General features: G+C 67.8%; 26 protein-coding genes. 14 read left to right on the plus strand and 12 right to left on the minus strand.

Annotated features, from left to right (window positions below):
* Nucleotides 1-769: 769 nt before the first annotated feature.
* Both ASF54_RS16735 and ASF54_RS04150 read left to right on the plus strand, forming a co-directional pair.
* On the plus strand, nt 770-1,531 hold the full coding sequence (locus ASF54_RS16735) for a phosphatase PAP2 family protein (protein WP_200919563.1): 762 nt from the start codon (nt 770-772) through the stop codon (nt 1,529-1,531).
* A 513-nt stretch (nt 1,532-2,044) separates the two neighbouring features.
* Nucleotides 2,045-2,740 (plus strand): hypothetical protein, encoded by a 696-nt coding sequence (locus ASF54_RS04150; RefSeq protein ID WP_055959149.1) that lies wholly within the window; start codon nt 2,045-2,047, stop codon nt 2,738-2,740.
* Here the strand turns inward: ASF54_RS04150 and ASF54_RS04155 are convergent.
* Nucleotides 2,650-3,978 (minus strand): glycosyltransferase, encoded by a 1,329-nt coding sequence (locus ASF54_RS04155; protein ID WP_055959152.1) that lies wholly within the window; start codon nt 3,976-3,978, stop codon nt 2,650-2,652. The two genes, ASF54_RS04150 and ASF54_RS04155, sit on opposite strands and share 91 nt — an antisense overlap.
* The gene (locus ASF54_RS04160) at nt 3,975-6,161 is read right to left on the minus strand and encodes a glycosyltransferase (protein ID WP_055959155.1); all 2,187 of its coding nucleotides are present in this window, start codon (nt 6,159-6,161) and stop codon (nt 3,975-3,977) included. Before ASF54_RS04160 ends, ASF54_RS04155 begins: the two co-directional genes overlap by 4 nt.
* A 199-nt stretch (nt 6,162-6,360) precedes the next feature.
* On the opposite strand from ASF54_RS04160, the gene ASF54_RS04165 reads away from it, so the two are divergent.
* The 3 genes from ASF54_RS04165 to ASF54_RS04175 all read left to right on the plus strand — a co-directional run bounded on the left by ASF54_RS04165 (nt 6,361) and on the right by ASF54_RS04175 (nt 9,783).
* Nucleotides 6,361-7,698 carry a polysaccharide pyruvyl transferase family protein gene (locus tag ASF54_RS04165; RefSeq protein ID WP_055959158.1) on the plus strand — a complete coding sequence of 446 codons (1,338 nt, stop codon included), beginning with the start codon at nt 6,361-6,363 and terminating at the stop codon, nt 7,696-7,698.
* Nucleotides 7,699-7,870: 172 nt separating this feature from the next.
* Nucleotides 7,871-8,854, plus strand: a complete 984-nt coding sequence (locus ASF54_RS04170; RefSeq protein ID WP_055959161.1) for a diacylglycerol/lipid kinase family protein — start codon at nt 7,871-7,873, stop codon at nt 8,852-8,854.
* 197 nt (nt 8,855-9,051) lie between these two features.
* Nucleotides 9,052-9,783, plus strand: a complete 732-nt coding sequence (locus ASF54_RS04175) for a VIT1/CCC1 transporter family protein (RefSeq protein ID WP_055959164.1) — start codon at nt 9,052-9,054, stop codon at nt 9,781-9,783.
* A 181-nt stretch (nt 9,784-9,964) separates the two neighbouring features.
* On the opposite strand, the gene ASF54_RS04180 is transcribed toward ASF54_RS04175, so the two are convergent.
* Both ASF54_RS04180 and ASF54_RS04185 read right to left on the minus strand, forming a co-directional pair.
* Nucleotides 9,965-10,297 carry a hypothetical protein gene (locus ASF54_RS04180; protein ID WP_055959167.1) on the minus strand — a complete coding sequence of 111 codons (333 nt, stop codon included), beginning with the start codon at nt 10,295-10,297 and terminating at the stop codon, nt 9,965-9,967.
* 58 nt (nt 10,298-10,355) lie between these two features.
* Nucleotides 10,356-11,060: a hypothetical protein gene (locus tag ASF54_RS04185; RefSeq protein ID WP_157510012.1), complete on the minus strand. Its 705-nt coding sequence runs from the start codon at nt 11,058-11,060 to the stop codon at nt 10,356-10,358.
* A 118-nt stretch (nt 11,061-11,178) separates the two neighbouring features.
* Here ASF54_RS04185 and ASF54_RS04190 point away from each other — a divergent pair, with 118 nt between their 5' ends.
* On the plus strand, nt 11,179-11,595 hold the full coding sequence (locus ASF54_RS04190; protein WP_055959173.1) for a DUF6234 family protein: 417 nt from the start codon (nt 11,179-11,181) through the stop codon (nt 11,593-11,595).
* A gap of 35 nt (nt 11,596-11,630) precedes the next feature.
* Nucleotides 11,631-12,137, plus strand: coding sequence for a hypothetical protein (locus ASF54_RS04195; RefSeq protein WP_055959176.1), 507 nt, complete (start codon nt 11,631-11,633; stop codon nt 12,135-12,137).
* Between the two features lie 84 nt (nt 12,138-12,221).
* On the opposite strand, the gene ASF54_RS04200 is transcribed toward ASF54_RS04195, so the two are convergent.
* Together ASF54_RS04200 and ASF54_RS04205 are read right to left on the minus strand one after the other, a co-directional pair.
* A complete protein-coding gene (locus ASF54_RS04200) occupies nt 12,222-12,662 on the minus strand; it encodes a hypothetical protein (RefSeq protein WP_055959179.1) in 441 nt (146 codons plus the stop codon).
* A 303-nt stretch (nt 12,663-12,965) separates the two neighbouring features.
* The gene (locus ASF54_RS04205; RefSeq protein WP_055959182.1) at nt 12,966-13,505 is read right to left on the minus strand and encodes a cysteine hydrolase family protein; all 540 of its coding nucleotides are present in this window, start codon (nt 13,503-13,505) and stop codon (nt 12,966-12,968) included.
* A gap of 202 nt (nt 13,506-13,707) precedes the next feature.
* Between ASF54_RS04205 and ASF54_RS04210 the strand changes: the two genes are divergently transcribed.
* The 3 genes from ASF54_RS04210 to ASF54_RS04220 all read left to right on the plus strand — a co-directional run bounded on the left by ASF54_RS04210 (nt 13,708) and on the right by ASF54_RS04220 (nt 15,509).
* Nucleotides 13,708-14,130, plus strand: coding sequence for an arsenate reductase ArsC (locus ASF54_RS04210; RefSeq protein ID WP_055959185.1), 423 nt, complete (start codon nt 13,708-13,710; stop codon nt 14,128-14,130).
* A 159-nt stretch (nt 14,131-14,289) separates the two neighbouring features.
* Nucleotides 14,290-14,937 (plus strand): hypothetical protein, encoded by a 648-nt coding sequence (locus ASF54_RS16285; RefSeq protein WP_157510013.1) that lies wholly within the window; start codon nt 14,290-14,292, stop codon nt 14,935-14,937.
* 14 nt (nt 14,938-14,951) lie between these two features.
* Complete coding sequence (locus tag ASF54_RS04220) at nt 14,952-15,509, plus strand: MOSC domain-containing protein (protein ID WP_055962047.1); 558 nt, start codon at nt 14,952-14,954, stop codon at nt 15,507-15,509.
* Between the two features lie 20 nt (nt 15,510-15,529).
* On the opposite strand, the gene ASF54_RS04225 is transcribed toward ASF54_RS04220, so the two are convergent.
* From ASF54_RS04225 to ASF54_RS04235, 3 genes are all read right to left on the minus strand, one after another.
* Nucleotides 15,530-15,796 (minus strand): hypothetical protein, encoded by a 267-nt coding sequence (locus ASF54_RS04225; RefSeq protein WP_157510014.1) that lies wholly within the window; start codon nt 15,794-15,796, stop codon nt 15,530-15,532.
* 38 nt (nt 15,797-15,834) lie between these two features.
* On the minus strand, nt 15,835-16,059 hold the full coding sequence (locus tag ASF54_RS04230) for a hypothetical protein (RefSeq protein WP_055959194.1): 225 nt from the start codon (nt 16,057-16,059) through the stop codon (nt 15,835-15,837).
* Nucleotides 16,060-16,158: 99 nt separating this feature from the next.
* Nucleotides 16,159-16,956, minus strand: a complete 798-nt coding sequence (locus tag ASF54_RS04235) for an SDR family NAD(P)-dependent oxidoreductase (protein WP_055959195.1) — start codon at nt 16,954-16,956, stop codon at nt 16,159-16,161.
* A gap of 54 nt (nt 16,957-17,010) precedes the next feature.
* Here ASF54_RS04235 and ASF54_RS04240 point away from each other — a divergent pair, with 54 nt between their 5' ends.
* A complete protein-coding gene (locus ASF54_RS04240; protein ID WP_055959199.1) occupies nt 17,011-17,622 on the plus strand; it encodes a TetR/AcrR family transcriptional regulator in 612 nt (203 codons plus the stop codon).
* Between the two features lie 5 nt (nt 17,623-17,627).
* Here ASF54_RS04240 and ASF54_RS04245 read toward each other — a convergent pair whose 3' ends face one another.
* The 3 genes from ASF54_RS04245 to ASF54_RS04255 all read right to left on the minus strand — a co-directional run bounded on the left by ASF54_RS04245 (nt 17,628) and on the right by ASF54_RS04255 (nt 18,851).
* Nucleotides 17,628-17,807, minus strand: a complete 180-nt coding sequence (locus ASF54_RS04245) for a hypothetical protein (RefSeq protein WP_055959203.1) — start codon at nt 17,805-17,807, stop codon at nt 17,628-17,630.
* Nucleotides 17,808-18,131: 324 nt separating this feature from the next.
* Nucleotides 18,132-18,344, minus strand: coding sequence for a hypothetical protein (locus ASF54_RS04250; protein WP_055962050.1), 213 nt, complete (start codon nt 18,342-18,344; stop codon nt 18,132-18,134).
* Nucleotides 18,345-18,482: 138 nt separating this feature from the next.
* Nucleotides 18,483-18,851 (minus strand): VOC family protein, encoded by a 369-nt coding sequence (locus tag ASF54_RS04255; RefSeq protein ID WP_055959206.1) that lies wholly within the window; start codon nt 18,849-18,851, stop codon nt 18,483-18,485.
* A gap of 61 nt (nt 18,852-18,912) precedes the next feature.
* Here ASF54_RS04255 and ASF54_RS04260 point away from each other — a divergent pair, with 61 nt between their 5' ends.
* From ASF54_RS04260 to ASF54_RS04270, 3 genes are all read left to right on the plus strand, one after another.
* The gene (locus ASF54_RS04260) at nt 18,913-19,371 is read left to right on the plus strand and encodes a MarR family winged helix-turn-helix transcriptional regulator (RefSeq protein WP_055959209.1); all 459 of its coding nucleotides are present in this window, start codon (nt 18,913-18,915) and stop codon (nt 19,369-19,371) included.
* 241 nt (nt 19,372-19,612) lie between these two features.
* Entirely contained in the window at nt 19,613-19,828 is a 216-nt protein-coding gene (locus tag ASF54_RS04265; RefSeq protein WP_055959210.1) for a hypothetical protein, read from the plus strand.
* Between the two features lie 20 nt (nt 19,829-19,848).
* A complete protein-coding gene (locus ASF54_RS04270) occupies nt 19,849-20,757 on the plus strand; it encodes a DUF6578 domain-containing protein (protein ID WP_157510016.1) in 909 nt (302 codons plus the stop codon).
* Nucleotides 20,758-20,777 lie beyond the last annotated feature (20 nt).

Consider the following 20,777-nt stretch of genomic DNA (forward strand, 5'->3'; position numbering starts at 1 on the left):
TTCACCACCCCCTCGGTGCCGCTCTGCCCGCGACACTGGCGAACCGGAGAAGGACTCATGCCCACACCCACGCATTCCCGAGCACTGACTCGCGCCGGCTTCGGTATCGCTGCCGCGGTCGCCGTCGCGGCTCTTGTCGCGACCCCGCTGTCCGCTACCGCGGCGACCGCGGCGACGACCTACCCGAGCGACTCCACCGCGCCCGACCTCATCCCGCTGCTCACCGGCTACAACCAGTTCTGGACGTCGACCGGTAAGAACGACCTGCACGGCACGGTTGAGGACGGCCCCACTCTCGCTGCCAACGACAAGCTCGCCGTCTGGATCAACAATCACGCCACCACGGCACAGAAGTTCCGGGCGCTGCAAGACTCCGAGTACCAGAACGCAACCGGCACGGCGTACGACCAGTCGATGACGATCGCCGATGCACTCGGCTCGAAGCTCGCTGCGATCTACATCAAGGGCCGCAACTCGGGGGCGCTTCCCCTGACGTCGGCTCTCATCAACAGCTCGAACGGCACCTCGGGCGCGTATGTCGGCACGAGCGCCGCAAAAGCGAACTTCAGCTACCCGCGCCCCTTCGTTCCCACCGATTCCACTTCGACTCCGGTCGCCGGTGACGCCGCCGGCTGCTCTCCCACCGTCGTCAACGCCTCGTCACTCCTGACGAACCGGGTCGGCCACAGCTACGCCGACGCCGCCGGCAACCTTAAGATCAGGCGCGTTGCCGACGCGGTCGACTCGAGCCACCGCTTCTCGTCGAGCGATGTCGCCCTGTCGCCGAGCTACAGCACGACAGGCATCTGCACGGGAGGGTCTCCCGAGCGGCCACACCACGACGGCGTATCAGGCCGGAATCACGCTCGCGACGCTCCTGCCTCAGCTCGCGCCTGAGATCCTGACCCGGGCTTCCGAGGCCGGCAACAACCGCATCGTCCTCGGGGTGCATTACCCGCTCGACATCATCGGCGGTCGCATCGACGGCGAGGCTGCGCTGGCTGCCCGCTGGTCGGACAAGGCGTACGTCGACGGTGTTCTAACACCTGCCCGCAAAGAGCTCACGAGCTACCTCTCGAAGCAGTGCGGAGCTTCCCTCGCGAAGTGCATCGCCTCGGAGAAGACCTACACGAACAACCCCTACGCCGGAAAAAAGCTGCCCGGCGGAACGGCTCAGGTCGTCACCGATCGAAAGTCGGCCGTGAAGGTCTACACGAGCCGACTCACGTACGGAATTCCGAAGGTCGGCACGAGTGGACTCAAGGCCTCCGTGCCCACCGGCGCCGGCAATCTGCTCCAGACCGCGTTCCCGGCGCTCACTGCGGCCCAGCGCACCTCGGTGCTCGCTCAGACCGAGATCTCATCCGGCTACCCGCTCGACCAGACCCGCAAGGCGACCGGATCATGGCAGCGCCTCAACCTCGCGGCCGCCACGAGCGCGACCGTGCAGCTGAACAAGAACAAGACGGTCACCGTGCTGAGCACCGGCGGCAAGGCCAAGGTCGTCAAGGTCGTTTCACACCGCCGCTGAGCGGTTCGAAACCGGCGAGGCGGCCCCGAGTGGACTCGGGGCCGCCGTATCACCAGGGCAGGAGGCTTGCGGTCTGCGCACCCCTACCGGAAGGAAGGGGATACACGTATACTCGGATAGTCAGTTATCCGAGTTTACGTGCAACTCAGACCACTGGCCTCTCACGAGGCGAGATCAACCCCTGTTCCTGCAGGGGTTTTTCTCTTTTATCCTTCGAGTCCGGCCTAGGCTTGCCTGGATTCCCAGACCGATATTCGTATTCTGCCGCACGAGACCGTGCCTGCGGGAACGACCCGCACAGGCTGCAAATTCGAAGGAGAATGCACGGGCACCCGACGCATTCATCGCGATCGGCGGCGGTCGACCGGCGGTTTCTCCTTCAAATTTGCAAACGACCCACAGACCTGCAGGCGGCAGGGCTGAGCGCAGTTCGAGGCGCGACGGGCGCAGGATCCGGGCGACGTGTGCCGGATCCTGCGTTCCCGGCCCTGACCGCACAGCTAGGCTCGACGGATGGTCACCGTCGTGCTCCCCTGGCGCCCTCAGCCCTCTCGAGTGGACGCCTTCGAGCGCGTCGTCGCCTGGTATCGCGAGCATCTTCCGGAGGCCGAGATCGTCACCGTCGACTCGGGTGACGACGTCTTCAACCTGGCCCGCTGCCGCAACATCGGCGTGACCGATGCCGCACGCAACGCCGACGAGGTCGTCGTGATCGGCGACGCCGACACACTCCCCGAGATCGGCCCGCTGCGGTCCGCGATCGCCGCCGCCCGCACGTCGCCGCTCGTGCAACTCCCGTACACCGAGTACCACTGGCTCGGGCGCGACGGCACCGAGCAGTTCCACGCCGGAACGCCGCTCGCCGACTGCGAGTTCGAACTCGTGCGCGGCGCCTGCTCGGGGGTCTACGTCACGACACCCGCGACCTGGTGGAGCCACGGCGGGCAGGACGAGCGCTTCCGCGGCTGGGGTTTCGAAGACGCCGCCTGGTTCGTCGCTCACGAGTCGCTGCTCGGCGCCCCGCCCCAGCGTCACGAGGGGGCCGTCTATGCGTTGCATCACACGGCCGAGGTGCGCGAAGGGCCGCACTACGACGCCAACGCGACCCTCATGGAGAGCTACCGCGAGGCGTCCGGCAGCTCCGACGACATGGCCAGGTTCGTGTTCGACACGAGCGCATCGAACGCTCGCGTGCGCCCGGGCGTCTGACCGAGCGAGGCCGACAATGCGTCGAGTTTCTCGCGGGGCAAGTCCAACACCGCTAGGAGAGCCGCGCCGAGCTGCGGCACGGTAGCCGTATTCGGAGCCAGAGCGATGCCGAACCCCGCACGCTCGATGGCCTCGGCACCGGCGAACTGGTCGGTCGAGAACGGCAGCACGAGCAGGGGCACGCCCGCGGTCATCGCCTCGGTCACGCTGTTGTTGCCCCCGTGCGTGACCGCGGCCGAAGCAGCTCGAAGAAGTCGCACCTGCGGCAAGAACTCCCGGACCAACCAGTCACCCGGGAGGGAACCGAGATCGGAGCGATCGGCCGAGCCGACCGCGACCGCCGCCCGAAGGCCGAGCGACTTGAGAGCGTCCACGACCCGAGCCACCACGTCCGAGCGCACCGACAGGAACGACCCGAAGCTCACGTAGACGAACGGCGAATCGGACGAGGCGAGCCACTCTTCGACCTCGGCATCGACCGGCTCGTCGCGCACGGCCGAGCCTAAGAACGCATGAGGCGGCAGCGCCCTTGCGGGGTCGTGCAGCTCAGCCGGGTAGTTGTAGAGAAGCAGGTCGCCGTGCTCCGCGAACGCCGAGTCGCTCGGTGGCGCCTGCGGGTCGAGCTCGGCGAGAGCGGTGTTCCACTCGCGGGTGAATGAGTCGCTGACGCGGTCGCAGAGCTCGCGCAAAGCGGTCAAAGACGCAGGATCCGGCTCGAACGCCCCCGGCCACGCCGGCGGGTAGCCGTACACCTCTCCCGCTACCGGCAGCGCACTGGGGTGACCGAGCACGACATCGGCGAAGGGGATGCGCGCCGCGGTCAGCGCCAGCCTGGCGCTGAACGCAAGGTGGTCGACGATGATCTGGTCGGGCTGCACCTCGGCGACGACGCGCTGCACCTGCCGGGCCGTGTCGACCGGCATCCACATGAGGTCGGTGAGGCGCTCTGCGGCCTGATACGCGAGGGTCTCGACCATGCCCTCGCGGGTGGCGTCGAAGAAGCCACGGAGCGAGTCGTCTTCGCCTTCGGGCTGCTCCTCCGCCCGGATCACACCCGGGTTCGACCCGCGGGCGAGCTGCAAATTGACGCGTTCGAATCCGAACGACTCGACGATGGCGGCCGTCGCAGGGCCCGTGGCGACGACGACGCGGTCACCGCGGTCGCGCCATTCCGTGCCGAGAGTCGCCAGCGGAAGAAGATGCGAGGCGTAGTCGGGGCTGATGATCAAGAGGGTCATCGGGTAGCAAGGCTCCAGTCGTGAAGGACGACCTCGTCGTCGTGAACGTCCCCGTAGACCTCCGAGAGCGACCGGGCCATGGCCTGGATGGTGAAGCTGTCTTCCACCGTCGCGCGCGACCGGTCGGCCCGCTCATCGGAGTCTTCGCGTGCGGCAGCGTCGAGCGCCGACAGCATCGCGTCATGCAACAGTGCGGCATCCCAGGTGCGGGTGAGGAACCCGGTGTCGCCGTCGCGCACATAGGTGGCGGGGCCACCACCGTTCGGAGCGACCACGAGCAGTCCGGAGCCCATCGCCTCCAGGAGCGCGATGCCGAACTCCTCCTTCAGGCTTCCGCAGACGTAGACGCCCTGGGCAGCGCTCAGCCCGGGCAGACCGAAGCGGGCCGCGGCGACCCAGCGAGCGACGGTGTCGTTCGGCTGGTGCCCCGGCAGCAGGAGACCGGCTGCGGCTCGGTCGGCCGACGCCACGACGAGATCCATCAGTCCGAGCTGCTCGCGCTCGTCGGGGCTCGGCTGGTCGAGGTTTCCGCCGATCAGGAGGAGGTTGGCGCGGTCTTTCAGATCGCTCGACGCCCACGCGAAGACGATCGTCGCCATGCCCTTCACCCGGTGGAAGCGACCGACGCTGACGATGAGGGGAAGCCCACGACGCTCCTCCGGGAGGGCCTCGACGAGGCCGCGGAGTTCGACGAGAGCAGCGGAGGGCGCGTCCCCCGCCGCATGGGAGCGCGCCTCGGCGACGGCCCGATCGACGACCTCGAGGTCGATGCCCTCGGGCACGATCGTGTGTCGCTCGGGGTGCGCGGTGACGTCGATGCCGACGAGCTCGCGCATGTCGGTCTCGAGGTTCGGCCGCGGAAAGAGCACGGTGTGGGCGGCATCCGCCGCGAGCTCCTGCACCAGACGGCTGCGGAACCAGAAGTGCTCGCGCTCGTCGAGGTCGCCGAAGTTCCAGCGCGTCAGCGAGCCGGCCAGGTCGAGCGACTGAATGACGGCGTGCGGATCCGGCGCCACGGTGAACACCACGGGAATGTCGAGCTCGCGCGCCACATCGGCGGCGGCCAGGCTGCCCACATCGGCCATGCGCAGGTGCAGCATGTCGACGCCACCCGAGGCGCGAAGGATCCGGCGGATGCCGCGACGCGCAGCCACCCGCAGCGGCCAGGCCTCAGCCGACGGAACCGGGTCGCTCAGAAGCGGGATGCGCCCATAGAGGTGCCCCGTGTCGGATCCTGCGATCGCTGCGACGCTGTCGAGCGCCCCGGCGACCGAGCCTCGCGACAGAGTAAGGACGCGGTCGACGGTGTCACCAGTGACGAGCTCATCGCCGAGACGCACGAGGAGGGTCGCGATGCCTCCGTTGTCGCCGCTGCCCGCCTGGGTCAGGCCCGCATCGATGTCGGCGTGGAGGAAGAGCTGAGCCACGGTGAGGCCACCGGTTTCGCGCTCGCGCGGTTCGTCGTCGCGGCCGTCGTCGGGTCGGCCGTTCTGGTCGCTTCCGGCGGCCAGGTCGACCAGGGCCATGCGTGCCGCCTGCGCGAGGAACCCGTCGCCGACCGCCAGCTGCTCGACGACGCCGGCGATGCTGCGGTGTCCGCGCCGCTGGCCGAGGGCCGCGACTGCGGCGACCCGCACCCGCTCTTCTTCGGCGGCGTCCGCGGCGATTGCGAGGAGCGGTCGCGTCGCGACGCGACCGCGTACGAGGCCGAGGGTCTCGACGAGGCGGTAGCGGGCGGCGGGCTCGCGCACGCCGAGCAAAGCGCCCTCGAGGCCGACGGCCACGAGGTCGGGAACCTGCGGCGACCACTGCTCGAGCGTGCGCTGCGCGACCATGCCGCCGAACCCGCCGCCGCTGACCAGGCCGATGAGACGCCCCACCGTGTCGGGCCGGGGCAACCGGGAGCCGAGAGCGCTGGCGGCGTGTTCGCGCAGGAATCCCCGCTCGCTCGACAGCAGCGCCGAGAGAATGCCGTCGACCTGCTCGTCGATGACCTCGGCGAGAGCATGGGTGGCGGCGATGGCCGTCAGCTGGTCGTCTGAGGCAATGGCCGCGGCCAGGATCCTGATGGTGCGGACGCCACCGGTTCGCCCGGCCTCGAAGGCGAGGTCGTCGGCGAGGCGCATCGCATCGATCAGACGGTCGGCGGTGTGCAGGGCGTCGAGGGAAGTCTGGATTCCCATGGCTATTCCCCTTTCGTTCGGGGCAGTTCTGGTGGAGCGCGACAGGACGGAGACGCCTCAGACGGGGTACGGGGCGGGGTACAGGGCGTCGCGGATCCTGCGAGCGAACTCTAGGCCTTCCAGGTGTCGTTCAGCCGAATGCGAAGTCAGTACGATCGGGAGGCCCTGTTCTGCAACCCCACGAGTCACGGAGACCGCTGTGCGAATTGTCCTTCTCGGAGACGTCGGAGTGCTCTCCGACATGATCCACATCGGCGACGAAGCGATGTTCGAGGAGTTCGTACGGCAGCTGCGGCGCCGTGACGCCGGGGTCGAGATCGTCTCGCTCTCGTCGAACCCGGCCGAGACCCGCCAGCGTTACGGTGTCGAGGCGATCCGCAACGTCGACTTCGCTCCGTCGAGCTTTGCGGTCACCGGCGAGGCGCTCCGAACCGCGCAGGAGGATCGGATGCGGCGGGTTCTCGCCGCGGCGGACGGCGACGACGAAGCCCTGCCGACTGACGACTGGGCGTGGGCCGTCATCGAGGCCGTCCGCACCGCCGACGGCGTCGCCGTCTCGGGCGGCGGCAACATGGCCTCCATCTGGCCGATGCACATCTTCGAGCGCGCCACCCTCGCCGCTCTCGCCGCCCACTTCGACAAGCCGTTCGTCGTCAGCGGGCAGACCATCGGCCCCGAGCTGACCGGCGACGACCGCGATCTGGTCGCCCGCCTCCTCGACTCGGCGAACCTCGTCGGGCTCCGCGAGACCGCGTCGCTGGCACTCGTGCACGAGCTCGGCGTGACCGGCGATCGGGTGACGGGCACGATCGACGACGCGAGCTTCCTCGGGGCAGAAGGTGCAGGATCCGTCGCGGCCTCCCCTGCGCCGGTCTCTGACGTCGCGCCCGCCGAGCCCGCTCGGCCGTACTGCGCCGTGACGCTCGCCGCCCACGTCGGCGGCCTCGACCGCGACGCCTTCGCCGAAGGCATGGCGAAGCTGCTCGATCGGGTGGCCGAGGAGGCCGGACTCGAGATCGTCTTCTTCGCCCACTTCGCGGCTCTTGGCGGGGGTGTCGCGGATCCTGCCGGGTCTGCTTCTTCTGGGCCTGTTTCTTCCGACTCTGCTTCTTCCGGTTCTGCTCCGGAGGCGGGCGACTCGCTCGTGCACCGCCGCGTGATCGACCGCATGACGCAGCCGAGCCGCATCGAGCCGACCACCGACAGCATCGCCGCGGCCCGATTCGCTCGCGGTGCGTCGCTCGCGATATCGAGCCGCTACCACCCGGCGATCTTCGCCGTGTCGGCCGGCGTACCGACCGTGGGCATCGCCGTCGACGACTACACGACCGTCAAGCTGACCGGAGCCCTCGGCAACTTCGGGCAGACCGGTGTGCTCACCGCCTCCGACGTGATCGACGGGTCGGCGGTGGCCGGCGTGCTCGACGTGTGGTCGTCGGCCGACGGGATCCGCTCGGCGTGGGAGTCGCGGGTCGCCGAGATCCGCGCGGCCTCCGACGCGTGGTGGGATCGGGTCGCTCGCGCCCTCGGCCTGTAGCTCCCCGCTGCTGCACCTCCGCCCCCCTTGCAAATTTGAAGGAGAAACGCGCTCCCGGCGACGAGAACATCGCGATCGGCGGGGGCCCGCCGGCGATTTCTCCTTCGAATTTGCAGGCGCCGGGGTACACCCTCCCGGGGCTCCGCCCGACCGCTCCCACTATGTTGAGCGCATGCCCTCCGCCTCCGGCTCCTCATCAGCCGCCCGCCGTGCCGCTGTCGTTTACAACCCGATCAAGATCGACGTCGGCGCCGTGAGAGCGGCCGTCGCCACCGCCGAGCGTGAAGCCGGCTGGCAGACGACCCTGTGGTTCGAGACGTCGAAAGAGGACGCCGGCCAGGAGGTGACCAAGAAGGCGCTCGAGCAGGGCGCCGACATGATCATCGCTGCCGGCGGCGACGGCACGGTGCGCGCGGTGGCCGAAGCGATGCACGACAGCGAGGCGTCGCTCGCGCTTTTGCCGTCCGGTACCGGCAACCTGCTGGCGCGCAACCTCAAGCTGACCCTCGAGGATCTCGACAACTCGCTCCACACCGCCTTCAGCGGCGATGATCGCGCCATCGACCTCGGCCTGATCGACATCCGCCGCGAAGACGACTCGGTCACGAAGCACGTCTACGTCGTCATGGCGGGCCTGGGGATCGACGCCCGCATGCTCGCCAACACCGACGCCGACCTCAAGAAGCGCGTCGGATGGCTCGCCTACGCGAAGGCGCTCGTCACCACGCTGCTCGAGAAGAACTCGCTGAACTTCCGCTACAGCTTCGACGAGAAGCCCGCTCGCTCCATGCGGGCGAACACGATCATCATCGGCAACTGCGGCGCTCTGCCTGCGAACATCCTGCTGCTACCCGATGCGGCAATCGACGACGGCCTGTTCGACGTGCTCCTGCTGCGCCCGGAGAGCGTGCTCGGTTGGCTCAAGATCCTGTACAAGGTGTTTTGGGAGAACGGGGTCATCCGCCGACTGCCCTTCGCCGACAAGCTCAAGGGCACCGAGAACGAAGAGCTCCGCTACGTGAAGGTCAAGTCGGTGACCGTCAAGCTGCGTGACGCCGAAGACATCGAGATCGACGGCGACGGATTCGGCAAGGCCGTCGGATTCCGCACACGAGTCAAGCCCGGTGGTCTGACCGTGCGGGTGCCGAAGAGCTGATCCGCTCTCGGCGTCTGGTCACGCTGACGTGGGGTGGGTGCCGCGAGAGCACAGAAAGTGCCCACAGCCCACCGGCGAGCGGCCGTTTGGGCGCATTCGCGAAGGCAGGCGGCAGCGGCGGCAGCAGCAGCAGCAGGCGAGCAAGGCAAGGCTCCGCATGCTGGCGCCAGCGCCCCATTACGACGAGTGTTACGTCCATGACCACCTCGACCGACACCACCGCCACCCACCCCGATGAACCCCACGGCGGAAACCTCGCCGGCCGCCTCAACTGGCTCCGCGCCGGCGTGCTCGGGGCCAACGACGGCATCGTGTCTGTCGCGGCGATCGTCGTCGGCGTCGCCGGGGCATCCACGTCGACGGGTGCGATCGCGACGGCCGGTGCGGCAGGCCTGGTGGGTGGCGCCATCTCCATGGCACTCGGCGAGTACGTCTCGGTCAGCAGCCAGAGCGACAGTCAGCGGGCCCTGATCGAGAAGGAACGGCAGGAGCTGGCCCAGGATCCTGCGGAGGAGCTCGATGAGCTGACGCAGTTGTACGTGGCGCAAGGCCTCAGTCGCGACACCGCCGCCACGGTCGCTCGCGAGCTGACGGCGAAAGACGCCCTCAGGGCGCACCTCAGCGTCGAACTCGGAATCAGCGAAGACGACGTGGTGAGTCCCTGGCGTGCCGCATTCGCGTCGGCGGCGGCTTTCACGATCGGGGCCATTCTTCCGCTGCTGGCGATGTTGCTTCCGCCCGAGTCGATTCGGGTGCCGGTCACCTTTGCAGCGGTGCTGGTGGCGCTCGCTTTGACCGGAGCCGTCGGGGCGCGCATCGGCGGCGGATCGACGACTCGCGCCACCGTGCGCGTGGTGGTCGGCGGCGCGGTCGCTTTGGCTGCGACCTACGGCATCGGGCTGCTGCTTCATACGGGCGGCATCGCGTAGGTCGCCGGGCTGGGGGCCAGGCGCCGAGAGTGCAGAATTTGCCCTCAAAGTCAGCCAACGAGGGCCATTAGCGCACTTTCGGCGAGCGACCAGGCAACGAGGATCCGGGGCACCGCCGACCCGGCCGACGTCGGCGGCCCACCCGCGGTTGTGACCTCGGGGTCACCCTGGATCCTGCGCTTTAGTCGACTGTCAGAGCTCGAGCGCCGCGCCCCCGACGCGTGACGGCGATGTTGTGGATCGCGGTGGACAGGAGCCCGGGAACGATCACGCTGAGACCGACCACGGCTCCCGACACTAGGGGCGAGAACTCGATCTGCAGTTGCACCATGATGACCGAGAAGAACATCGCCGCGTTGGCTGCCGTGTCGATCCAGCGCTCGAGTCGGGGCTGGCCCTTGTCGATGCCCCAGTTCCACTTCCACCGGCCCGGCTCGCGGCGTGCTCGGAGCAGGGGCGTGAGGCTCACGACGGCAAAGCCGGCTAGGTACAGCGCGCACCACCAGGGGGTCATGGGTAGATCATGGCAGATCGCCGCACACGGGTGGTGGCCCATTTTCGCTGGTGAACCGTTAGGGGCAGCCTGCGGCGCCGGCGAAGCCGAACCAGCCGTGGCTTGCGACGACGTCGCCCGTCATCCGCCGGGATGTGACTTGCACGACCGGCCGGAAGTCGGACGTGCTGCTTCCGGCGCTGAGCGAGCAGCCGGAACCCTTCTTGCTGTACTTCACTTCGACCGAGAGCACCTCGGCGGTGTCGGGGTCGACCGTCAGGCCGCCGGCGATATCGAAGCGGGCGTCGAGGTCGTCACCCGCCGTCTGCACCGGATAGGTCGTGGAGAAGTCGCCATCGAGCTGCGTTGCAACGACGTCGACACGGCTGCCCGGGCCGAAGAGCGGCAGCGTGAGACGGTCGATCGAGACCGCGCGTCCGCCGGTGTTATCGACGATGATGCGCAGTCGGCAGTCGAGCCCTTTCGTGACAGTGACGAGCGAATCGAACTGCTGCTGACCGTCGTCGAGCGAGTCGTCGACGGGCTGCGTGGTGATCGCGCCCGAGGCGCAGGCCCACGGGCGGGCGTCCTGACGGATGACGACGCCGCCGCGGGCGACCGCCGCGCTCACGGGCCAGGCAATGGCCGCGGCCGCGGCCACCGCGACCAGCAGTGCCGCGATGGCCACGGCTGCGATCAGGCGTGGTCGCCTTCGCTTGGCCGACCCCGAGGGCTCGGGTGCGGGAGCGGAAGCGGGGGCCAGGACGACCCGAGAATCACTCATACCCGGATCCTAGGGGCCCTTTTGCTCGCGAACCAAGCACTTTCTGCCCCCTCGGCGCGCCCGCGTCTCCCTCGCGAGAAGGATGCCGCCGTGGGGCCCCACGCCGTAGGTTCGACCCATGAACGGAGAGCACAATGCCATGGCGGCCAGCCGTCAGCCGATCGGTCACGCCGGTATCCAGGCCGGCCTCGGGGTGCTCGGCTCCAGCATCATGGCGGCCCTCGCATGGCAGTTCTTCGATGTCTACTTCGCCATTGGCGGGACAGTCCCCACCGCGGCGCCCAGCGACGGCCTGCGCTACCTCGTCACGGCCGGGGTCGGAGCCACAGTGGTTGCTGCCAGCCTGGTGCTGGCCCTCTTGCGCCGGAAAGGGCTCGCGGTCGTTTGCTCGTTAGCTCTGTCCATAGGCATGTTCGGATTCGCGTACGTCCTGGCCGTCCCGCAGAACCGGTGGAACCAGGATCCAGTCCACGAGCCTCTCCCCGCCGACTATCGCCCCTGCTTCTCCGGCAGTAACGATTGCCCCGGGGGCTGAGTCGCCCCTAGGCTCGGGCCCAACAAGGGGGAACCATGTCTTATCGCCGTACCATTCTCTGCTCCGTCGCCGTCGTCGCTGCAGCGCTCGCCACCGCGGGCTGTACCGCTTTCGCGCCGTCCACGGTGCAGCCGTCCTCGCACAAGACCGTCGCCGCGGTAGCTCACAAGGCCAATGCCGAAGACCGGTTCGCGATCCTGCACCGTGCCTTCACCTCGACCGATGCACTCCCCGATGACACCACCGCCGTCGAGGACGACGAGGTCGTTCTGAACAGCCAGCGTCGCGCGGGCTCCGACCACGGCACGACGTTCTGGATCGCCGAGACAAAGTCGGGCGGCGCCTGCCTCATTGCGCACAACCCCAACCCGAAGAGCGCAAACACCTGGACCATCTGCTCCAGCGACCACATGGACAAGGCCGCCCAGGTGACCGGGATGTCCGATGAGACCCAGCACGGTTACCTTTTCACGACCGACGGCTACGCGCCCGTCGGGGCGAACCCCCCGCGCAAGATCACCGAAAACGTCTGGGCTGACTGATGGCCCGGCCGCGTCGCGGTCAGCGGTAAGGAGCTGCCGGCGGGCCTGTCGACGGGCTCGCCGGCAACGGCGACCTCTCGCCTGTCACGCGTTGAGCAGCAGCCGCATAGCCGCCTTGAGAGCGTCGTTGCCTCGGCGCAGATCGGCTGCTTCCGCCTCGAGGGCGGTGACCTTTGTGTCGGCCGGGGCCGGATCCTTGTCCGGTGTCATCGCGGAACGAGACACGGGTACTTCAGGATCCGCGACCGCCTCGATCTCGTCGGACGCCGCGGCCGGTTCGTCGTCTGCGGCCACCTTCGTCGTGACCACGGCCGAGAATCGCGGTCGGTGCTTCTTTCGTGCTGGCTTGTCGGATTCCGGCGTCGCAGCAGCGACCCAGGTGCGGAGCGACTGCTGGCCGACACCGAATTCATCGGCGACGACCATGAACACGTGCCGGTCTTTCGGGTTCGTGGCGCGGCGTTCGAGGACACGGGCTGTTGCCGCCTCGCGAGTCGCGGCGTCGTACTTCTGCTCAAAGGCCATGCCGAGAATCTAGGGCACCGACGCTCCGATGTCTGCGGGGACGGGACATCTCGGTTGTCGGGTGCGTCGACTCGCGGGGTGGTGCGCGAGCCTACGCGCGGGTTGCGACCGCACTTGCACCCCCGTGCGGTCTGGCGACCCACCTTGCGCCAGCCCGCTCTGGCCGTGCGGGGGTTCAGCTGATGGGGCCGGGCCCGCGCGGGGGGTTTAGCTGCTGGGGCCGGAGCCGCAGGGGGTTCATCTGCCGGGGCCGGAGCCGCGCGGGGGTTCAGCCCACGTCGCTCGCCCCGCACCCACCAGTTGTCACACGAGCGACGCGCTGGGCGTGACTGTCGCGAAGCTTCCGTCGAGGGCTGCCATGAATGCGGCATGCACGCTGGCACCGGGAACGGTGGTCTCGCCGAGGGTCAGATCGGGGGCGGCACACGCATCCGAGACGACCGTGCAGACGAAGCCGAGCTCGTGCGCGGCCCGGGTGGTGGAGTCGATACACATGCTGCTCATCATCCCCACGATGACTAGCTCGGTGACCCCGGCCTCGCGAAGCACCCCCTCCAGCCCGGTGTCGATGAAGCTGTTCGGCTGGTGCTTTTCGAGAACTGTCTCCCCATCGAGGGGCGCGACTGCCGGGTGGAAGCCAATGCCGGGGGTCTCGGGCACGAAGAACGTCGCGTCAGGGGCGGTCGCCACATGGAAGATGTGCACGACGAGCTCACCCGACTCGCGGAACGAGTCGAGAACGGTGCGCGCGGCGACCGCTGCCGCTTCGGGTTCGACCAGGGGGAAGGCGCCTCCCGGGAAGTAGTCGAGCTGGATGTCAACCAGGAGGAGTGCGCGAGTCATGGTTCGAGTATGGCCTCAGCGGCGACGCCGACCCGGCCACATCGACCCGGCCCCATCGACCCCACCTCTCGCCGTCTCGCCGACCGACACCTACGATCCCGCCTAGGCTGGTTACGCGTCGAGGCGCCAAGACCGTGCTGCCGGGGCGCTTGCCCGCCGACAAGATGAACGACTACGGCGAGAGTCACTGACTGGAGAACCAATGGCCGAGAAGCCGACAGTGCTGTTCGTGTGTGTCCACAACGCGGGCCGGTCTCAGATGGCCGCCGGTTTCATGAGAGAGCTGTCGGGCGGTCGCGTCGAGGTGCTGTCCGGTGGATCCGAACCGGGCAGCGCAATCAACCCCGTAGCCGTCGCCGCGATGGCCGAGGTGGGCATCGATATCACCGGCAACGTTCCCCAGCGCCTGACGACCGATCAGGTTCGCGAATCCGACGCGGTCATCACGATGGGCTGCGGCGACGCCTGCCCGATCTTTCCCGGGAAGCGGTACGACGATTGGGAGCTCGTCGACCCGGCAGGAAAGGCGATCGACGAGGTGCGCCCCATCCGCGACGATATCCGCTCGCGCGTCGAGGCGCTCCTGGCCGACCTCCTCCCGCCCGTCTTGCCGTCGGCACCGTGAGACCTCAAATTTGACTGCTCGCCGCGGCTGAAACACGTCGTTTATGAGGTCTCGCGGGCGCGTGGCCTACCTCAGCCTCCACGGGCCAGGCGTCGACCCAGATCGCGATGCACTGGTTTGATGTGAAGGCGGAATCGGTCCGCATGTGATTATCTTCTGGTGGATCAGTTGACCGAGCAGTGGGTACAGGATCTCCGCGACGGCCGAACTCCCCGCTTGTGGCCGCTCCTAATCGGACTCGGCGTCATGACTATCGGTAGCGTCGTCCTACTTCTGGCGGAGTTCACGCATCCCGGTTTTGTTACAGAATCGGGGGCACATCATCGCGGCCCTGTTTTAGTACTCCTGCCAATTCTCGTACTCGTCGCCGGTCCCGTCATCGCGATCTCCACGTGGCTTAGTAGCCGTCAAGACCGAAGAATCCTGCGAATTATCCGCGCCTCATCCATGCCTCACTTCTATTTGCCGGTCATCGCCAAGGGCATCCGCATCAGCGAAGATCTCCCTGAACCCCGGCCTCTCATCTGGACCATCGACCGGGCTGGACTGCACGGCTGGGCCCGGAACACCGCGGTCCCAACGGTTGTAGTGGCCTGGTCAGCGATTCACGACATCCGCGTGGCGAACAAGCAGTACCGCGGGCAACTGACGGGCTACGGAATCTCCATTCATACCGATGACCGCACGCTCGTTCTGCGGTGCCGAACAGCCCTCGGAAGATCGTTCGAGGTGGGTGAACGCCAGCTTGGTGTACTTCTCCAAGTCTTGTCTTCTCTTCGCCGCGACTTCGATCCGCCCGAACAATGAGCAAGAATCGACGCATGCCGTCGATCAGCCCAGAAGGATCCGTCGTGGCAGTGAGCCGGGATCCTGACCATCGTTTCAGCAAGCCCGTCGTCGACGAGATCACGCTGGTCGCCGGCTGGGGTATCGAGGGCGACACCCATGCGGGCGTGACGGTCCAGCACCGGTCACGAGTGGCCCGCGACCCGAACCAGCCCAACCTGCGGCAGGTGCACCTCATCCACGCGGAGCTGTTCGATGAGGTAGCTGCTTCCGGCTACCGGGTTGAGGCTGGCCAGCTCGGCGAGAACGTGACCACGCGCGGTGTCGATCTTCTCGCGCTCCCGGCTGACACTCTCCTTCGCCTCGGCGGGGAGGCCGTCGTCCGCGTCACCGGGCTGCGCAACCCCTGCCAGCAGATCAACGGCTTCGAGCCCGGGTTGCTCCGGGAAGTCCTCGGCCGATCCGAAGACGGAGCCGTCGAACGCAAGGGCGGGGTGATGGCCGTGGTCGTTGCGGGTGGCACTGTTCGCGCCGGCGACGAGATTCGGGTCGAGCTACCGGCCGGCGAAGCCGTGCCTCTCCAGCCCGTGTGAGCTCTCCGAAGCACTAGCCCTCAGCGAGCGCGATGACGCCCGAGAGCAATTGCCGCAGCAATCAGCAGAACCACGAGGCCGCACACGCCGATGAACGTACCGAACAATGCCAGCACCCCGGCGCCGATGTTCGCGCCACTGCCGTCGTCGCTGGTGTTGTAGTTAAAGATGAGGGCCGCCCCCAACACCACGAGCCCGAAGATGGCTACTGCCGGGCCCGTGACGGTAAGAGTCATATTTGCGCGGCGGCGGCCTTGAGGCGCGGGGGCAGCGGGTGATTTGGACACGACCGAAGCCTACCGAGCGGCACACGAGCCCCTCGCCGCTACAGCCCGCGCATCATGTGCAGCGCGAAGTAGTACGCCGCGACCACTCCGCGCTCGACACCCGTGAAGAAGACGAGGCCCGCGAGCGTGAAACCCACTGCCAGCACGAGCATCGCGCCGAGAAGCATCGCCGCTCGACGGGACCTCTTCACCGGTGTCGTCTCGGTCGCGCCCGCACGAAACAGCTCCCCCATCGGATCGCTGCCCGGGCCGTCGAACTCCATAGACGCCACTGTCACCGAACCCTGCGACGCACGCAAGAAGCAGTTATGCCTCGCGGGTCGCGGGTCGCCACCCGCCGGTAACCGCCCGCGGGTCGAACGTCAGCCGAGCCGGGTGTAAGCGATTCCGCCGTCGACGTCGATGACCGATCCGTGCAGGAAAGCCGCTTCGTCTGAGACGGCGAAGCGCACCGCGTAGGCGACATCGACCGGTCGCACCGGATGGCCGGCCACCGTGCCGGCCGTCATCACAGCGAGGACGTCGGCGCTCTCGGCGTTGCCGGGCGTGCTTGTCGCACCCGGCGATACCGTGTTGACGCTGACCCCACGAGGGCCGAACTCCGCCGACCACGTGCGCGTCATTTGCTCGAGTGCCGCCTTCGAGGCCGTGTATATCGCCCCGAAGGGCACGCCAACGCGGGCCATCCACGAACCGATGTTGACGATGGATCCGCTCCCCCGCTCGGCCATAGCGGGCGCGAGGGCGGCTACGAGTACATGCGGGGCACGGACGTTGGTCGCGAGCACGGCGTCGAGGTCGTCGTCGGTGAGATCGGCGGTCGGTGTAGCGGGATAGATGCCGGCGTTGTTGACGAGGATGTCGATGCGGCCACCACCGAGAGAGACGGCCTCGGCGGCGAACCTGCGGATGTCGGCGGTCGACGACCCGAGGTCGCCCACGAGTGCCGAGGCATTGCCGCCGGCGCGTTCGATTGTCGCGACGACGCTCTGCGTGCGGGCTGTGTCGCGACCGCTGACGATGACGTGGGCACCGGAGGCGGCGAGCACCCGAGCTATGGCTTCGCCGATGCCGCTGCTCGATCCGGTGACGAGGGCGGTTCGGCCGACAAGGCGGGCGTCGGGCGTGAGGGAGACGAGTTCTTCTTCGTTGGACTTCATAGTCCATTACTAGCATGGATTGGACCGGTGAGTCCATCAAGGTAGTCTTGAACAATGCAGGAGGCGAACATCACTGAGCGCGGCCGGGCCACTCGGCAACGCATCATCGAGGCGACAGGGCGCGAGATCCTCGCGTCCGGCATCGGCGGAACGACCCTCGACACCGTTCGAGCAGCGACGCTCACCAGCAAAAGCCAGCTGTTCCACTATTTCCCCGGCGGCAAGGCCGAGCTGGTGCGCGAGGTCGCCGTCTGGGAGGGCGGCGAACTCTTCGCGGCACAGAAGCCGCACATCGACGATCTCTCGAGCTGGGAGTCGTGGCACGCCTGGCGTGACGCCCTCGTCGACTACTACATCGGGCTCGGACGCTGGGCCTGCCCGATCGGTTCGATGGCGACGCAGGCCGCCATGACGGATCCTGAGCTGGCTCGAATCATCACCGAGAGCATGACGACCTGGAGGCTGCTGCTGGCGTCGGGGGTCACGAAAATGCAAGACGCCGGCTGGGTTGATATCGCTGCCGACCCTCAGCGAATCGCGGTGGCCATTCTCGCGGCGCTCCAGGGTGGGCTCGTGTTGAGTCAGCCCGAGAAAGCGTCATGGCCACTGGAAGCTGCGATCGACTCCGCCTTGGACGTGCTGCACAAGGTCGGCAACGAGGGCTGATTCGGTCACTGACCGGCGCTGACGATGAACGAGCCGGAGGGGCTCGCACAGCTTCCATTGTCGTTGCAGAGCGAGTAATCCCAGCCCGCGATCTCGGCATATGCCTCTCCTGCCGGGAACGAGGCGGGAACGGTCATCTTCACCGAGAACCCGTCGACGAGCTGAGCATCTGAGGTCGACGTCACCGCAAGCTCGGGTTTGTCAATAGGGCTGGCAGCGACGCTCCAACCACCTCGGGGCCGGGGACGATCGCAGCCCTCGTCGATCACCACGGTGATCGAGTCTCCGGGTGAGACTGCCCTCGGTGTCACATCAACGAGAGGGACGCATGCCGCCGGATCATCCTCCGCTGATGCACAGCCACTCAGCGCAGACAACGCGATCAATACTGCCGAGAGCGGAAGCAGAATGAGCGGACGGTGTCGCATAGAGCCGAGTCTTACTCACCGTGCGTCGTGGGACGAGGGCCAGACGTATCCATCCGGTCTCGGTTTGGAGCTGCTCCGGCCTCAGGCGCGACCACTCGGCGCACGACGGAGTCCGAGCCACACGAGAATGAGGCCGACCACGACCATCACGGCGCCAACGTAGAGCCACGTCCGGTCGCCCGTCATCGTGCTCCCCGGAATCAGGTTGAGACCCTGCCCCGCGAAGACCGCGCCGACGATTGCGATGACGAGTCCGGCTGCCACGAGGGCGATGCGCCCGGTTCTGCTCTGCATGATGCTCACCGTACGCGCCTGAAGCGCCGGCGCGGGCGTTCAGCGAGTGCGAGGTGACGCGAATTGGCCAACATCACAGCGCCGCGGCGCGCGAGGTCGGCCGATTCCCGCGACGTCGCCGGTTACGACGAGGTCGGCTCAAGCGCGATCGTGCAGCGTGATCTGGTATCCATCGGGGTCGGCGAAGGTGAAGGTGCGACCGAACGGACCGTCGATCGGCGCCGCGACGATCGTGTGCCCGTCGGCGACGAGCGCGTCGTGAATCGCCTGTACGTCGGTCGCGTGGAGCCAAATAGCCGCGCCGATGCCGGGCTGCTCAACCGACTCGAGGTCGGTACCGGCGACGATGTCGCGCAGCGCGAAGGCGATCGGCGCGGTCTCGAAGACGACCGCGTGAGGCGGACCTGCCTTAGAGCGGACGAGGCCGAGGTAGTTCTCGTAGAACGCCTGCGACGCATCGAGATCACGAACCTGGAGCGAGAGGAAGTCGGGGCCGGTGACGGGCATGTGGTTCTCCTTATGTCGTGTCAGCTTTCTGACACAGATCAACCTATGTCAAAATACTGACATGAGTCAAGACGGAGACGCGATCGACCTCGACACCTCGCTCGGGTACCTGCTCAAAGAGGCCTCGAGCGCCCTCCGCGCCGCCATGGAGGAGGTGCTGCGCCCCCTCGGCATGACCATCACTCACTACTCGTGCCTCGAGCTCCTCGCGCAGCGGCCGGGCCTGTCGAACTCCGACCTCGCGCGAGGCGCATTCGTCACCCGCCAGTCGATGAACGTGCTGCTGCAGGCCCTCGAGCGCGACGGCTTCGTCACGCGACCAGCTCAGGCCCCGGTCGGCAAGACCCTGCCCACTCGGCTCACTCCCCGGGGTCGGCAGCACTTGTCGGCGGCGACGGCGGCCGTGCGTTCCGTGGAGGTGAGGATGCTCGCAGGCATGTCGGGCGATGAGCAGGCAAAGGCGTTCAGGATCCTGCGCTCCATGATCAGCTCCCTCCGCGACGGCAACCCAGCCGCGTAGGTGGGCGAGACGCCGCTCCGGGTGGCGTGGCTCGCGACCTGACGCGAATCGGCCAACGTCACAGCGCCGCGGCGCGCGAGGTCGGCCGCTTCACGCGACGTCAGCGTCGGGGGGGGCAGGCCCGCGAGATGGCCTGATCTGCAGCCGCGGCGCCGGCGGGACGCAGACACGGCCATCTCGCGAGCACTCGCGACACGACACAGTACGAGGATCCGGCCCCACCACCCCTAGGCTCTCGACCATGGCCAAAACCGCAACCCGCACCGCCGACACGACCATGATCCTGTTTGGAATCGGTGTGCCACTCGGCGTCCTCGGCCTCGTCCTCGTCGTCTGGACGGCCAACGACGGCGGTGCGGTCGTCGAGTCGATCCTGGGTGGCTCGGGCTTGATTGCGGGCGCGATCCTGATCTCTGCGTCGGCCATCGTCGGCGCCATCGGCCGCAGCCGCCAGTGACGTGGGAGGCGTCGGCAGAGGTGAGTGCGGCTCCGACCGAGCCGCGCGCCATCCGCTCCCCCGTCGCGACACTCGCTTTCCGCGGTGCCCTCGTCGGCGCCCTGAGCGCGTACGGCGTCCCGATGCTGTTCGCCGAAGGGCTGGTCGTAGCGACGATCGTGACGAACGATGGAGTCGCCGCCGCAGCGCAATGGACGCTTCTCTACGCGGGGTTCGGGGTCGTGGCGGCAGTCGTCTGGGGGCTGCTGGGGGCTGGTGCGGGGGCGGTTGCCGGATCCTCGTTTTCTGGTTTTTCGCGACGACTCCCACCCAAGTCGGCTCGTCTCGCCACGGGCGCTGTGGAGGGCGTGCTCGTGGGGATCTTTACGGGGGCCGGGATCGGCGTGTTCTACAGCCTCGACGTCGTGTCGATTCTGGTCGTCGGTGTCGCGTCCGGGCTCTTGGCGATGGGGACGGCGGCCTCGGCGCTGCGCACCCGTGATGCCGCGGTAGACGCAAGAGAACTGCACGACGTTGCTGCGCGCGTGACGGCCATCTGGCTCACCAACTGGCAGGTCGAGGAGGAGCCTGATGACGTCCACGTGGGCGACCACGTCGAATGGACTATCTCGGCATCCGACGATGAGTGGATGGACACTGTGTTCGACCGCGCTCCCACCGTCGCAGGCCAGGTCGACAACTATCGCGACGACGACTCCGACACGAGCACTCTCGTCGGCACGGTGACGGCGTTGCGGGCGGTGATGCCCCTCTACGCGTATGCGAGAGAGGGCGAACCCAGGAGCGAGCGGTTCCCAGTGCGCGGGGCGACGGTGCTCACCGAGGTCGACTCGACCGCGCGGCGCGTCGGGCTGATCCGGCCGAACGGCGTGATCGGGTATGTGGCGACGGTCACTCGGGTGCGCCTCGCGGCAGCGCAGTCGCACTAAGCGACGCGAATCGGCCAAAG

Source organism: Frondihabitans sp. Leaf304 (genome assembly GCF_001423105.1).
GTDB lineage: Bacteria > Actinomycetota > Actinomycetes > Actinomycetales > Microbacteriaceae > Frondihabitans.

Bases quoted from the DNA above. Each gene is read 5' to 3' on its own strand.
- ASF54_RS04220 (WP_055962047.1), top strand. From the start codon at position 14,952: ATGCCGTCGATCAGCCCAGAAGGATCCGTCGTGGCAGTGAGCCGGGAT.
- ASF54_RS04265 (WP_055959210.1), top strand. From the start codon at position 19,613: ATGGCCAAAACCGCAACCCGCACCGCCGACACGACCATGATCCTGTTT.
- ASF54_RS04155 (WP_055959152.1), bottom strand. From the start codon at position 3,978: ATGACCCTCTTGATCATCAGCCCCGACTACGCCTCGCATCTTCTTCCG.
- ASF54_RS04190 (WP_055959173.1), top strand. From the start codon at position 11,179: ATGAACGGAGAGCACAATGCCATGGCGGCCAGCCGTCAGCCGATCGGT.
- ASF54_RS04240 (WP_055959199.1), top strand. From the start codon at position 17,011: ATGCAGGAGGCGAACATCACTGAGCGCGGCCGGGCCACTCGGCAACGC.
- ASF54_RS04200 (WP_055959179.1), bottom strand. From the start codon at position 12,662: ATGGCCTTTGAGCAGAAGTACGACGCCGCGACTCGCGAGGCGGCAACA.
- ASF54_RS04150 (WP_055959149.1), top strand. From the start codon at position 2,045: ATGGTCACCGTCGTGCTCCCCTGGCGCCCTCAGCCCTCTCGAGTGGAC.
- ASF54_RS04175 (WP_055959164.1), top strand. From the start codon at position 9,052: ATGACCACCTCGACCGACACCACCGCCACCCACCCCGATGAACCCCAC.
- ASF54_RS04180 (WP_055959167.1), bottom strand. From the start codon at position 10,297: ATGACCCCCTGGTGGTGCGCGCTGTACCTAGCCGGCTTTGCCGTCGTG.
- ASF54_RS04205 (WP_055959182.1), bottom strand. From the start codon at position 13,505: ATGACTCGCGCACTCCTCCTGGTTGACATCCAGCTCGACTACTTCCCG.
- ASF54_RS04260 (WP_055959209.1), top strand. From the start codon at position 18,913: ATGAGTCAAGACGGAGACGCGATCGACCTCGACACCTCGCTCGGGTAC.
- ASF54_RS04230 (WP_055959194.1), bottom strand. From the start codon at position 16,059: ATGGAGTTCGACGGCCCGGGCAGCGATCCGATGGGGGAGCTGTTTCGT.
- ASF54_RS04210 (WP_055959185.1), top strand. From the start codon at position 13,708: ATGGCCGAGAAGCCGACAGTGCTGTTCGTGTGTGTCCACAACGCGGGC.
- ASF54_RS04195 (WP_055959176.1), top strand. From the start codon at position 11,631: ATGTCTTATCGCCGTACCATTCTCTGCTCCGTCGCCGTCGTCGCTGCA.
- ASF54_RS04160 (WP_055959155.1), bottom strand. From the start codon at position 6,161: ATGGGAATCCAGACTTCCCTCGACGCCCTGCACACCGCCGACCGTCTG.
- ASF54_RS04250 (WP_055962050.1), bottom strand. From the start codon at position 18,344: ATGCAGAGCAGAACCGGGCGCATCGCCCTCGTGGCAGCCGGACTCGTC.
- ASF54_RS04235 (WP_055959195.1), bottom strand. From the start codon at position 16,956: ATGAAGTCCAACGAAGAAGAACTCGTCTCCCTCACGCCCGACGCCCGC.
- ASF54_RS04185 (WP_157510012.1), bottom strand. From the start codon at position 11,060: ATGAGTGATTCTCGGGTCGTCCTGGCCCCCGCTTCCGCTCCCGCACCC.
- ASF54_RS16735 (WP_200919563.1), top strand. From the start codon at position 770: ATGTCGCCCTGTCGCCGAGCTACAGCACGACAGGCATCTGCACGGGAG.
- ASF54_RS04170 (WP_055959161.1), top strand. From the start codon at position 7,871: ATGCCCTCCGCCTCCGGCTCCTCATCAGCCGCCCGCCGTGCCGCTGTC.
- ASF54_RS04255 (WP_055959206.1), bottom strand. From the start codon at position 18,851: ATGCCCGTCACCGGCCCCGACTTCCTCTCGCTCCAGGTTCGTGATCTC.